The organism is Allobosea sp. 05T433, from assembly GCF_056396065.1.
In genome coordinates this window covers 133,983-146,828 of the sequence record NZ_JBFTKS010000011.1, presented here as the reverse complement: position 1 = coordinate 146,828, position 12,846 = coordinate 133,983, and the positions used below count along the sequence as shown (strand labels likewise).

At 65.2% G+C, this 12,846-nt stretch carries 12 protein-coding genes; 5 read left to right on the top strand and 7 right to left on the bottom strand.

Annotation, left to right across the window (positions count from 1 at the left end; all coding sequences use genetic code 11):
• Positions 1-39 precede the first annotated feature (39 nt).
• From AC1DGP_RS17280 to tpiA, 6 genes are all read right to left on the bottom strand, one after another.
• Complete coding sequence (locus AC1DGP_RS17280) at positions 40-1,206, bottom strand: glutathionylspermidine synthase family protein (protein ID WP_476832329.1); 1,167 nt, start codon at positions 1,204-1,206, stop codon at positions 40-42.
• Between the two features lies 1 nt (position 1,207).
• A complete protein-coding gene (locus AC1DGP_RS17275) occupies positions 1,208-1,819 on the bottom strand; it encodes a DUF1190 domain-containing protein (protein WP_441491800.1) in 612 nt (203 codons plus the stop codon).
• A 12-nt stretch (positions 1,820-1,831) separates the two neighbouring features.
• Positions 1,832-2,221: a DUF350 domain-containing protein gene (locus AC1DGP_RS17270; protein WP_441491801.1), complete on the bottom strand. Its 390-nt coding sequence runs from the start codon at positions 2,219-2,221 to the stop codon at positions 1,832-1,834.
• Between the two features lie 127 nt (positions 2,222-2,348).
• Positions 2,349-3,977, bottom strand: a complete 1,629-nt coding sequence (locus AC1DGP_RS17265) for a CTP synthase (RefSeq protein ID WP_441491802.1) — start codon at positions 3,975-3,977, stop codon at positions 2,349-2,351.
• Between the two features lie 157 nt (positions 3,978-4,134).
• A complete protein-coding gene (gene secG / locus AC1DGP_RS17260; RefSeq protein ID WP_441491803.1) occupies positions 4,135-4,536 on the bottom strand; it encodes a preprotein translocase subunit SecG in 402 nt (133 codons plus the stop codon).
• Between the two features lie 159 nt (positions 4,537-4,695).
• Positions 4,696-5,460 (bottom strand): triose-phosphate isomerase, encoded by a 765-nt coding sequence (gene tpiA / locus AC1DGP_RS17255; RefSeq protein WP_441505554.1) that lies wholly within the window; start codon positions 5,458-5,460, stop codon positions 4,696-4,698.
• A 171-nt stretch (positions 5,461-5,631) separates the two neighbouring features.
• Between tpiA and AC1DGP_RS17250 the strand changes: the two genes are divergently transcribed.
• The 3 genes from AC1DGP_RS17250 to AC1DGP_RS17240 are packed head-to-tail and all read left to right on the top strand — an operon-like array spanning position 5,632 to position 9,886.
• The gene (locus tag AC1DGP_RS17250; protein ID WP_441505553.1) at positions 5,632-7,548 is read left to right on the top strand and encodes a peptidylprolyl isomerase; all 1,917 of its coding nucleotides are present in this window, start codon (positions 5,632-5,634) and stop codon (positions 7,546-7,548) included.
• Entirely contained in the window at positions 7,548-9,062 is a 1,515-nt protein-coding gene (trpE, locus tag AC1DGP_RS17245; protein ID WP_441505552.1) for an anthranilate synthase component I, read from the top strand. The genes AC1DGP_RS17250 and trpE overlap by 1 nt, the downstream gene beginning before the upstream one ends.
• Entirely contained in the window at positions 9,062-9,886 is an 825-nt protein-coding gene (locus AC1DGP_RS17240; RefSeq protein WP_476775399.1) for a HipA family kinase, read from the top strand. The genes trpE and AC1DGP_RS17240 overlap by 1 nt, the downstream gene beginning before the upstream one ends.
• Here the strand turns inward: AC1DGP_RS17240 and AC1DGP_RS17235 are convergent.
• A complete protein-coding gene (locus tag AC1DGP_RS17235; protein ID WP_476775400.1) occupies positions 9,814-11,022 on the bottom strand; it encodes a patatin-like phospholipase family protein in 1,209 nt (402 codons plus the stop codon). The two genes, AC1DGP_RS17240 and AC1DGP_RS17235, sit on opposite strands and share 73 nt — an antisense overlap.
• A gap of 177 nt (positions 11,023-11,199) precedes the next feature.
• Here AC1DGP_RS17235 and AC1DGP_RS17230 point away from each other — a divergent pair, with 177 nt between their 5' ends.
• A complete protein-coding gene (locus AC1DGP_RS17230) occupies positions 11,200-11,817 on the top strand; it encodes an anthranilate synthase component II (protein ID WP_476775401.1) in 618 nt (205 codons plus the stop codon).
• A gap of 13 nt (positions 11,818-11,830) precedes the next feature.
• Positions 11,831-12,844 (top strand): anthranilate phosphoribosyltransferase, encoded by a 1,014-nt coding sequence (trpD, locus tag AC1DGP_RS17225; protein ID WP_476775402.1) that lies wholly within the window; start codon positions 11,831-11,833, stop codon positions 12,842-12,844.
• The last annotated feature ends 2 nt before the right edge of the window (positions 12,845-12,846 follow it).

The window sequence follows — 12,846 nt, the reverse complement described above, 5'->3', positions numbered from 1 at the left end:
GGTCTCAGGCGCCGGCTGTAGCAAGCTTTGCCGAAGCGGTCACGGCTCGATGTAATGCGGCACGAAGCGCGACGTATTCTTGGTGATCGGCGTCACATCCTCCCGGATGCACAGCCCGCAAGGCTGCGAGGCGACGAGCCATGAACCCAGCACGGCATGATACCCGGCGAAGGAGGCAAGCGCCGCGGCATCCTGAAGGATGAAACCCTCCGCCCCATAGGGACCGTCATCGCTGTCTAGCACCGTTCCGCGTTCGACCAGCGTGATGTTGGCGCCCTCGCGCGAATAGAGAGGCTTGCGGACATAGCGGGGATTGAGCTCCGCGCAACGCGGATCGCCCTCGAAGAAGGCGGGCAGCAGATTCGGGTGGCCGGGCTCCATTTGCCAGAGGCAGGCAAGCAGGCCCTTGTTGGAGAGAAGGGCCTTCCAGGGCGGCTCGGTGAACTGGCAGCGCGAGCCGGCCAGAGCATCCGCGTAGCTCTCTCGGAAGAGCCACTCCCAGGGATAGAGCTTGAACAGTGTCTCGATCGGCAGATTGGCTCCGTCGCAGAACCGTCCGTCGGGAAGCAGTCCGATCTCCTCGATGAAGGTGAAACGCGCGTCGAGGCCGGCCTGCACGGCACAATCCTTGAGATAGTCGACGGTGCCCTTGTCTTCATTGCTGTTCTGGACGCAAGTCAGATGCAGTCGATAGGGCGATGGCTCGCGCAGGGCAGCAAAGGCCGCGATCAGCCGTTCGTGCAGCGAGTTGAACTGATCGCTATCCGGCGGGAGGGCACCCCGTGCCATGGCCTGCTCAAGCCAGTCCCATTGAACGACGCTCGATTCGAACAGTGCGGTGGGCGTATCCGCGTTGTATTCCAGCAGCTTGGCCGGCCCGCTGCCGTAATAGGCAAGATCGAGCCGGCCGTAGAGGTTGCGATCGCCGCGCTGCCAGCTGTCGCGGATCAGTGGCCAATGCGGCGGCGGAATTGCGAGCCGGGTCAGGATCTCCTCGTCGGCGATCGCGCGTTCGACGAAAGCGAAACAAAGCTGTTCGATCTCGCCTGTCGGCGCTTCGATATCGCGCTCGATCTCCTCGAGCGTAAAGGCGTAGGCAGCGCTCTCGTCCCAATAGGTCTCGCCGTCGAGCGTGTGGAAAGCGAAGCCCAGACGCTCGACCTGAGCCTGCCAATCCCGACGAGGTGAGAGTTCAACCCGCCGCATCTCAGGACGACGAGGAGGAACTGTAGGAGCGGGAGGTCGAGCCGAAACCGCCGCGGGAGGCAGCGCTTGGCATGCTGGCGACCCCGGTCGACGAGACATTGCGCGCGACCAGCGCCTGTCCCGCGGTTGTCGAATAGGCGCGTGAACTTCCGACTCGGCCGCCTCCCCCTCCGGAGGACGATGACGACGAGGACCGGGCCTGCTGACATTCCTCGGCCACACTGCCAGTCGGGCAGGCCTGACGCGTCGGCGGCAGGAGCGGCTGGGCTGCACCACCACCGCTCTGCGCGAAGCTGCGCGCGAGCATGATTCCGGCAAGCGCCGGAACAACGGCCTGCGCGCCGTTCCAAACCGCGCTCTGACAGGAGCCGGAGCCATACTCGGCTTCGCATGCGCTGGTGCTGGTGAACTTCTTCGCGTCGCGGAGTTGATTTGCGGAGGCTTCGTTGAAGCGCTGCTCACATTGGCTGCCGGACATCTGCCCGGCGGCGCGACAATCGGCGAGCGAGTTATAAACGAGGGTATCCTCCACATCGTCTTCCGAGCGCGGCCACGCTATCGCGACCAGCACCACCCCCACTGCGGCCAATCCGATCTGCGAGGAGCGTTTCATGACCGCCTCCCCTCAAACCGTCATGCTGGCGGCCGCCAGCGTGCCGCTGATCACCGCGATCACCGCCAGCATTGCGGCGGACGGGAGGCGATCCTCCTGGATCTTCTTCGAGAGGTCAGGGATCAGGACGCGGGCGAGCCCATAGGCCGCGAACTGGATCAGCATCGCGGCAAGCGCCCAGAGCACGCAGTCCGCAATGCTGCTCGCCTGAGCGATCGCCCTTTCGAGCGGGATCGAGAAGCCGGCGAGATTGCCGCCTAGTGCTATCGCAGCGGAGAGATTGCCTGCCCGGATCAGTGCGATTTCGTCATGCGCGGTCAATCGCATATAGATGAGAGCGAAACCCGTGATCAGCGCCGATCCGACCACGAAATACAGCAAAAAAGCCGGCAAACCGGCCATCGAGACCGCCATATCGCTCCCCCCGAGTCGCAACGCGACTATAAGCCGCCAGCGCGGCTGCACCAGCGGCTTGTCGGAGGTATCCAGGCACTTGATCAGGCGGGCAGCTCGCGCCGCCCGGTTCGGATCAGACCAGGCGGCTCTGCACCACCGCCGCCTCGACGAAGCTGGCGAAAAGCGGGTGAGGCTCGAATGGCCGCGACTTCAGCTCGGGATGATACTGCACGCCGATGAACCAGGGATGGTCGGGATATTCGACCGTCTCGGGCAGAAGCCCGTCTGGCGAAACACCGCAGAACTTCAGGCCATTTGCCTCAAGCCGCTCGCGATAGCCCATGTTGACCTCGTAGCGGTGGCGATGGCGCTCGGAAATCTCGGTCGAACCGTAAATCTCGGCGATCTTTGAGCCAGGGGCCAGCTTGGAGGCGTAGGCGCCGAGCCGCATCGTGCCGCCCAGATCGCCACCGGCCGCACGCATCTCGAGATCGTTGCCGCGCATCCATTCGGTCATCAGGCCGACGACAGGCTCCTCGGTGGGGCCGAACTCGGTCGAATTGGCCTTYTCGATCTGAGCGAGCGAACGGGCCGCCTCGATCACCGCCATCTGCATGCCGAAGCAGATGCCGAAATAGGGAACCTTGCGCTGCCTGGCGAAGGTCGCCGCCTTGATCTTGCCCTCGGCACCGCGATGTCCGAACCCGCCGGGAACCAGGATGCCGTGGACATGCTCCAGGAAGGGAGCCGGGTCTTCCTTCTCGAAGACCTCCGATTCGATCCAGTCGAGATTGACCTTGACCCGGTTGGCGATGCCGCCGTGCATCAGGGCCTCGATGAGGGACTTATAGGCGTCCTTCATGCCGGTGTATTTGCCGACGATGGCGATCGTGACTTCGCCCTCGGGATTCTTCACGCGCTCGGAAATGCGCCGCCAGTTGCTCAGATCGGGCGCTTCGCCGGCGTCCAGGCCGAACGCCGCCAGAACCTCGGTGTCGAGCCCTTCGGCATGATAGGACAGCGGCACGTCATAGATCGAAGCAACGTCCCGCGCCTCGATCACCGCGGTTTCGCGGACATTGCAGAACAAAGCGAGCTTGCGGCGTTCCTCGCGCGGGATCTCGCGGTCGGTGCGGCAGAGCAGGATATCGGCCTGAATGCCGATCGAACGCAGCTCCGCAACCGAATGCTGGGTCGGCTTCGTCTTCAGCTCTCCGGCCGTCGGGATATAGGGCAGCAGCGTCAGATGCGTGAAGATGCACTGGCCGCGCGGCAGCTGCTGGCTGATCTGGCGAATGGATTCGAGGAAGGGCAGGCTCTCGATGTCGCCGACCGTGCCGCCGATCTCGACCAGCGTGAAGTCATAGTCTTCATTGCCGGTGAGGACGAATTCCTTGATGGCATTGGTGACGTGCGGAACGACCTGGATCGTCGCACCGAGATAGTCACCCCGGCGCTCCTTGGTCAGGATGTCCATATAGATGCGGCCGGTGGTGATGTTGTCGCCCTTGTTGCAGGGCCTGCCGGTGAAGCGCTCGTAATGCCCGAGATCGAGATCGGTCTCGGCCCCGTCATCCGTGACGAAGACCTCGCCATGCTGATACGGGCTCATCGTGCCCGGATCGACATTGAGATAGGGATCAAGCTTGCGCAGACGGACCGTATAGCCACGTGCCTGCAGGAGAGCTGCGAGAGCTGCCGCCGCGAGGCCTTTGCCAAGCGAGGATACCACGCCGCCGGTGATGAAAACGTACCGCGTCATGGGAGATCACCTTTAACGCCAGGGTTTCGATTCGCTAAGCGCGCCGTTGCAGACCCGCCCTGCTGTTTATGCTTGTCCACAACGGAGAAGGGCCGGACTTCCGCCAGCTCTTCCCCAAAAGAGAAGGGCCGGTTTCCCGGCCCCTGCCCTGTCCTCGTCACTGCTGCGGCGCTGCCGGCGGTGTCGGCGGTTGTGAGCCGCCCTGATTCTGCATCTGGCGCAACTGGTCGAGCACGCCGCCTGCGGCGTTGGGAGCGCTTGGACCGTTCGGTGCCGCGGGAGCAGTCGTTCCCGGCGCGCCGTCGATGATCGAGCGCTGCGTCCGCCCATGGGTCGCCATGATCGCCAGAGCGATCGAGGTCAGGAAGAAGAGCCCGGCAAGGATAGCCGTCGCGCGGGTCAGGGCATTGGCCTGGCCGCGGCCGGTCATGAAGCCGCCGACACCACCGCCACCGCCCGAACCCATGCCCAGGCCGCCGCCCTCGGAACGCTGCAGCAGGACCACGCCGACGAGCGCGATCACGATGATCAGATGGATGACGATGAGAACGTTCTGCATGATCCCACGAAATAGGTATGACGCGGGCCGCCACAAGGTGCCCCGCGCCGCATGTCCGCCAATTGCGGGCTCGGCGGCGCACATAGCATGCAGTTGCCGGGTGCACCACCCGGCAATTGCGTCATTCGTGCAATGCCGCCGTCAACGCGACGGCATGGATCAGCGGCAGGCGCGTGCGATGCCGAGGAAGTCCTCGGCCTTGAGACTGGCGCCGCCGACGAGCGCACCGTCGACATGGGGGACATTCATCAGTTCGGCCGCGTTGGACGGTTTGACCGATCCGCCATAGAGCAAGCGCACACCAGCGGCCGCCGCCTTGCCCAGGAGCTTGCCGAGTTCGCTCCGGATCGCCTCGTGCATCTCGGCGACGTCGGCGGCGGTCGGGGTCAGCCCGGTGCCGATAGCCCAGACCGGTTCGTAGGCGATGACGAGGGTCGAGGGCGTCGACGCATCGGGGACCGAGCCGCGAAGCTGTTTCCTGACCACGGCAAGCGCCTTGCCGGCTGCGCGCTCGGCCTGCGTCTCGCCGACGCAGACGATCGGGACCAGCAGGGCGCGCTGCGCCGCTTCGGCCTTGGCCTTGACGACCGGATTGGTCTCGCCGTGGAGGGTGCGGCGCTCGGAATGACCGACGATGGCATAGCCGGCGCCGGCATCGGCGAGCATGGCGGCGGAGACCTCCCCGGTGAACGCGCCGCTTTCCTGCTCACTGCAATCCTGTCCGCCCGAGGCAATACGCGAGCCGGTCAGGGCTGCCGTCATGGCAAAGAGCAACGTCGCCGGTGGGCAGATGGCGAGATCGACAGCGTGTTTCAGCTCCCGGTCATAGCCCCTGGCTACCTCGGCTGCGATGGCAAGCTCGGCCTTGAGCCCGTTCATCTTCCAATTGCCTGCCACCAACGGCTTGATGCTGCGCGTCACCATTTTTCTCCTCTTCTCTCGCTCCGGGCTCTACCAACGCCCGCAACGCGCCGCAATCAGCCGGCAAGACCACGGTGAAGATTGCGGGCAGCGTGATCGGTTCCTATAAGCAGCGCCACAAAACGCGAAGGCTCGCGTCGCAGCGATGCGGCCGGAGAGGGAAAGAACGACCCCATGATGATGAATCGCATCCGCAAGGCGGGTCAGGGCCTCATTGGCAAGCTCATCATCACAGTGATGTTCGGATTTCTGATCCTGTCCTTCGCGATCTGGGGCATCGGCGACATCTTCCGGGGGTATGGACGCAACTCTGTCGCTCAGGTCGGGAAGACCGAGATCGGCCTCGAGCAGATGCGCGTGGCCTATCAGAACGAAGTCCAGAACCTGACGCGCCAGCAGCGCCGCTCGATTACTCCCGAAATGGCGCGCGCGCTGGGGCTCGACCGCCAGGTGCTCTCGCGCCTCGTGACGGAGGCTGTGCTCGATCAGACCGCGAGCCGGATGCGGCTTGCGGTCTCCGACGAGACCATCCGCAACCTGATCTTCCAGGACCCGGTCTTCCGCGATGCCTCCGGCAACTTCTCGCCGGCCCGCTTCAACGAATTGCTGCGCTCGAACGGGCTCAACGAACAGAATTATGTGCGCGAGCAGCGCGCCACGATCCTGCGCCAACAGATCGCCGAGATGGTGGTCGGCGGCGTGACCGCTCCGGTCGCGCTGCAGGAACTGGGACATCGCCTGCGCAACGAGCGCCGCGCAGTGACATTCGCCAAGCTGCCGCCGGCCGCCGCCGGTGAGATCGCCGCACCGACCGAAGCTCAGCTCAAGGGCTATTTCGACGAACGCAAGGCGAGTTTCCGGGCTCCCGAGTTCCGTAGCGCCAACGTGCTGACGATCTCGACCGAAGCTTTGGCCGACCCGAGCAAGGTCACCGACGAAGAGGCCAAGGCCCGTTATGAGCAGGTCAAGGCGCAGCGCTTTGGTTCCCCCGAGAAGCGCACGATCCAGCAGATCACCTTCCCGAATGCCGAGGAGGCGCAGGCCGCCAAGGCGAAGATCGATGCCGGCGAAGCGTTCGAGGCGATCGCCGCCGCGCGCAATGTCGCCGAGAAGGACCTGACGCTAGGCACCTTCACGCGCAATCAGGTCTTCGATCCGGCCGTGCGCGAGGCCGCGTTCGCGCTTGCCCAGGGAGCCGTCAGCGCTCCGGTCGCCAGCGCCTTCGGCTCGGTGCTCCTCCGCGTCCCGACGATCGAACTCGAGCATATCCGGCCCTTTGAGGAGGTTGCTGCCGAGGTGCGCAAGGACGTCGCGACCAGCAAGGCCACGAGCCAGCTCACGGACCTGCATGACCGGATCGAGGACCAACGGGCCGCGGCCAAGCCGCTTGCCGAGATCGCACGCGAGTTCAATCTGCCCCTGCTGACGGTCGGCCCGGTCGATGCCAGCCTGGGCAAGCCGGACGGCACGCAGGCACAGCCCCTGCCCGGCGGCGACGCCACGCTTCCCGCCATCTTCCGCTCGGATATCGGCGTCGATAACGAGGCCATTCGCCTGCCGCGCGACACGGGCTATGTCTGGTTCGATGTGACCAAGATCGACCCCTCGCGCGAGCGGACCTTTGACGAGGTCAAGGGCGAGGTCGAGCGTCAATGGCGGGCAGACGAGGTGGCGAGCAAGCTCTCGGCCAAGGCCCGCGAACTGGTGCAGCGTCTTGATTCCGGCGAGGCCTTCGATGCCGTGGCCGCCTCGGCCGGCCTGGTTGTCGAACAGGCGGCGGAGCTCGGCCGGCAGGACCAGAAGCCGGAGCTGCCCGCCAATGTCATCAGCCTGATCTTCGGAACGCCTGTCGGCAAGAGCAACTCGGCGCTGGGCGCAGACGACAGCGGGCGCGTCCTCTTCAAGGTCGTTTCGGCGACGGTACCGCCCTATGCCCGGACGACGCAGGAGGCGGAGAATTTTGCCCGCCTGCTCGGCTCCAGCGTCAGCGAGGATATCCTCGCGCAGTATGTCGCGAAACTGCAGAGCAACCTCGGCGTCACGGTCAACGAGACGGCCTTCCGGAACGCCACCGGCGGCGCGCAGAACTGATGTCTGCGCCCTCCGATCTGTCCTCCTTTGCGGAGGCGTATGACGCGGGAGCGCCGCAGCTTCTGCGGCGCGTCCTGGTCGGTGATTGCGAGACGCCCGTCGCCGCCTTCATGAAGCTGAGGCACGCCACGTCCGGCCCAAGTTTCCTGCTCGAATCGGTCGAGGGCGGCGCCGTACGCGGGCGTTATTCGATGATCGGCATCGAGCCGGATGTGATCTGGCGCTGCCATCGCGGTGAGGCTTCGCTTTGCCGACCGGCTTTGGGCGAGGCCTTCGTCGCCGATCCGCGCCCCGCCTTCGAGAGCCTGCGGGCTCTGCTCGGCGAGAGCGCTATCCCCGACGAGGATGGCCTGCCACCGATGGCGGCCGGCGTCTTCGGCTATCTCGGCTACGACATGGTGCGGCTGATGGAGCGACTGCCGCAGCCAAAGGACACCGGGACCGGCGTCCCCGACGCGATCCTGACCCGCCCCACCCTGATGGTGGTGTTCGATTCCGTGCGCGACGAGATCCATCTCGTGACGCCCGTCCGCCAGCAACCGGGCGTTGCCGCACGCGTCGCCCACGATCGGGCCCAGGAGCGGCTCGACCGGGTCACGGATATCCTCGAGGGTCCTCTCCCCCCGGAAGCCGACATCGATATCGCCGCGCTGCCGCAGCCCGACATCGTTTCCAACACGACCGAGGCCGAGTTTCACGCCATGGTGGCGCGGGCGCAGGACTATATCCGCGCCGGCGACATCTTCCAGGTCGTGCTGTCGCAGCGTTTCGAGGCGCCCTTCGCCCTGCCCTCCTTTGCGCTTTACCGGGCGCTGCGGCGCGTCAACCCGGCGCCGTTCCTGTGCTATCTCGACTTCGCTGATTTTCAGATCGTCTGTTCGAGCCCCGAGATCCTGGTACGGTTGCGCGACGATACCGTCACCATCCGGCCGATCGCCGGCACGCGGCGGCGCGGCGCGACGACCGAAGAGGATGCGGCGCTCGCCGAGGAACTGCTGGCCGACCCCAAGGAACGGGCCGAGCATCTGATGCTGCTCGATCTTGGCCGCAACGACGTCGGCCGCGTTGCACGGATCGGCTCGGTCAAGGTCACCGATTCCTTCTTCATCGAACGTTACAGCCAGGTCATGCACATCGTTTCCAATGTCGAGGGAGCGATCGACCCGCAGCATGATGCGCTGGCCGCACTCGCCGCGGGCTTCCCGGCCGGCACCGTCTCCGGAGCGCCGAAGGTGCGTGCCATGGAGATCATCGATGAGATGGAACATGACGCACGCGGCGCCTATGGCGGCTGCATCGGCTATTTCGGTGCCAATGGCGAAATGGACACCTGCATCGTGCTGCGCACCGCCGTGGTGAAGGACGGCCGCATGCATGTCCAGGCCGGCGCCGGCATCGTCTATGATTCGAACCCGGCCTCCGAACAGCTCGAATGCATCAACAAGGCCAAGGCCCTGTTCAAGGCAGCGGAGGAAGCAATCCGGTTCGCGGCGCGCGCTGGCCGGGGACAATAGTGGCCTCGCCGGAGCCCCGGGATGACGAAGCCGTTACGGTCGTCGAAATCCTGCGGGTCTTCAGTGATGCGAGCACACGCCCCTGCCTGGTTCGGACGACCGACGGCAGGCTGCATGTCCTGAAGCTCGCCGGCGCCGGGCCAGGGCCTCGTGGCCTGCTGATCGAGCTCCTTGCCCTGCGCTTCGCGAAGCTGCTCGGCGCACCGGTCCCCGATGCCAAACCACTGCTGCTGCCGCACAGCTTCCCATGGATGGTCGGCACCGACGAATTCGACGAGATGATCCAGCGCAGCTTTGGCTGGAATCTCGGCGTTGCTTTCATCCCGAACACCGCGCCGGTCGCAGCCGCGGACCTTGGCCCCGACGATGCGGCGAGTCTCCTGGCGATCGCGGAGGCGGATTGCTTCCTGCACAATGTCGACCGGCCGCGCTCGAATCCGAATCTCCTGCGCGGGGCCGGCGGTACGCTGCACGCGATCGATTTCGACGCCTGTCTCTATTTCGACAGGGCACTGGCCGGCCGCCTGCCCGCCAGCTTCGCACTTCCACGCACACATCTCCTGGCAGGTATGATGACGGCGAGCAAGGGCAAGGCACTCGATCCCGACCTGCCGATTTCCTGGCTGGCAGAAGCACCGTCGGCCTGGATCGACGCCGCGGGACGCGAGGTCCCAGTCATCGCCAACGCGCTTGCGACCTATATCCGGCACTGGAACGCCCTATGCACCGACGGGGCGCTAGAGGCTGGCGATCAGCGAGAGGCCAGCGTCGGCGAGAGCGGCGGCTGTGTCTCCCAGGCCTTGCCGCTACGACCTTCCTCATAGCCGCGCTGGAACAGGGCTTTCATGTACTCCGTATCGAATTCGGAGCGCTGATTGCCTTGAAAGCTCTTGGGAATGGCGGTGAAGGAGAAGCGCGCGTGCATTCGCTTCGCCATCTCCGAGATCGCTGCGATATTGGCGAGCGCTTGGTATTTCACCAGCGTCGAGATCGAGCGTGTGGCCAACCCCGCCACCGTCTGGGTGCTGGCCTTGTATTCCGGCTCCAGCTTGCCGTTGCGAATGACATAGAGCGAGAGACTGCGTTCCTGACCGAGATTGCGCCGGGCAGCCCCGTTGAGATCGAGCCCCGGTGGGGCAAAGAAGATCTGCGAGGTGACACCGCCGTCGACGTGAAGCTCGTCGAAGACCTTGCCGTTGCTCTCGACATTGAGGCGCACGGCCGGAAAGACCGCCGGTATGGCTGCCGAAGCAAGCAGAATATCGACAAAGAGCTTCTGCCGGTCGGGCCGCTGACTCGCGGCAATGCTGCCCACGTCCCAGATCACTGGCCGCTGAGCATCGAGATTGGTGGTCTGGACCAATAAACGGCGGCCCTTGCGGTGCTCGGCAGCGATTTCATCGAGCAATTGCTCGGTCGCATAGCGTTCGACCAGGTGGCGCAGTGGCGTCGTGTCGTAGAGGGACTCGCCAAACAGTCCGAGGACTCCCTTGCTGCGAAAGAGCTCGTTATCGCCGTAGCGCGTATAGATCTCCTCCAGGGCGCCGTCATAGTGCGAGCCGAGGAACGCAAAGGGCGCAGCGAGCGAGCCAGTACTGACCCCGGTGACGACCTCGAATTGAGGCCTGTCGCCGCGCGCGCTCCAGCCCTTCAGGAAACCCGCGCCATAGGCCCCCTCTCCGCTCCCACCTGAAATCGCAAGAAATGTTGCGGCCGCCTGGCATTTGCCACAGCCCGAAGCGGCGATCTGCCGGTATTGGATATCGACATATTTGCTTGTGGTGGGGACGACCGCATCCCCCCAGAAGCGGATCGTGCCGAATCCGGCGACCTCGGCTGTCGACAGGCCTTCCGCGGGCAGAGCTTGCGGTCGTTCCCCGGAATTGCATGCAGCCAGGCCGAGCAGCGCGGAGGCCAGCAGCACGTGCCTGATCGCCTTGGCCCGACGCAACATCGCCATGCCCCACACCCGAACGCCCCTGCAAGATTGCGCGGTCTCTTCACCGCCATCTTGTCGCCAGCGGAGCTGCGAGCGCAATCGCGATGGAGCCACGATCCGACAATAACTTGACCACTTGCCCCCCGAACGGGCATGACCACCTTGCCATCATCGCGACCGGAGATCTCGTTAGCGGCAATGCGTATCCTGCTGATCGACAATTACGACAGCTTCACCTGGAACCTTGTCCACCTGATCGGCGGGCTTGGGGCGGAGGTCGAGGTTCGCCGCAACGATGCCCTTGCCGTCGAAGAGGCGCTGGGGGGAGGGCATGACGCAATCGTATTGTCGCCAGGCCCCTGCACCCCCAACGAGGCCGGCATCTGCCTTGACCTCGTACGCCAGGGTGCCGACAGGAAGCCGATCTTTGGCGTTTGCCTCGGCCTGCAGACCATCGGTCAGGCCTTCGGTGGCGAGATCGTGCGCGCGCCGCTGCCGATGCACGGCAAGATCTCGACCATTGGCCATCACGCCCGCGGCCTCTTTCACGGCATCAACGGGCCGATCCAGGCGACGCGCTATCACTCGCTCATCGTGGCACGAGAAAGCTGCCCGACCGAACTCGAGATCGAAGCCACGACGGAAGACGGGCAAATCATGGCGCTCTCGCACCGCTCCCTGCCGGTGCATGGCGTACAGTTTCACCCCGAGAGCATCGCCTCCGAACAGGGTGCGACGATCCTGCGCAATTTCCTCGGCCTGGCGGAACGATGGTCGCAGACACAGGACCGTGCCGCCCTTTCCGAAACAGCCTGACGTCGAAGAACCCATGGACGATTTCAAACCCTTCATCGCCAAGGTGGCGACCGGCGCCTCACTCTCCCGCGAGGAGGCGCGCGATGCCTTTGACACCATCCTGTCCGGCGAGGTCACCAATGCGCAGGCGGCCGCCTTCTTGATGGCGCTGCGCGTCCGTGGCGAGACCGTCGAGGAGATCGCCGGCGCGGTCAGCGCCATGCGCGGCAAGATGCTGCCGGTAAAAGCACCGGCCGGCGCGATCGACATCGTCGGAACCGGCGGCGACGCTTCGGGCTCCTATAACGTCTCGACGCTGGCCGCGATCATCACTGCTTCCTGCGGCGTGCCGGTCGCCAAGCATGGCAATCGCGCCGCCTCGTCACGTTCCGGAGCGGCCGACGTGCTCACCGCGCTCGGCGTCAAGGTGGGGCTCGAGCCCGCGGGCACGGAGCGCTGCATCGCCGAGGCCGGCGTCGGCTTCATGTTCGCGCCGACCCATCACGCCTCGATGCGGCATGTAGCACCGGTGCGCACAGAACTCGGCACCCGCACCATCTTCAACCTGCTCGGGCCGCTCTCCAACCCGGCCGGTGTCAAGAGGCAGCTCGTCGGCGCCTTCTCAGAGACCTGGCTCGAGCCGATGGTGCGCGTGCTGTCTGCTCTGGGCTCCGACCGCATCTGGGCCGTGAACGGCTCTGACGGCCTTGACGAGATCACCACCACCGGGCCGACCCGCGTCGTCGCGCTCGAAAAGGGCAAGATCGAGAGTTTCTCGATCAGCCCGGACGATGTCGGCCTGGCCCGTGCAAAGCCCGAGGATCTGCGCGGCGGTGAACCGGCGCAGAATGCCGAGGCGCTCCGCGCGGTTCTCGACGGCAAGAAGACGCCCTTCCGCGATATCGCGGCCTTCAATGCCGCCGCCGCGCTCGTCGTGGCCGGTCAGGCCGGTGATCTGCGCGACGGCCTCACCCGCGCGACCTCGGCGATCGACAGCGGCAAGGCCAAGGCGACGCTGACCGCACTTATCGCCAGCTCGAACGCGTGAGG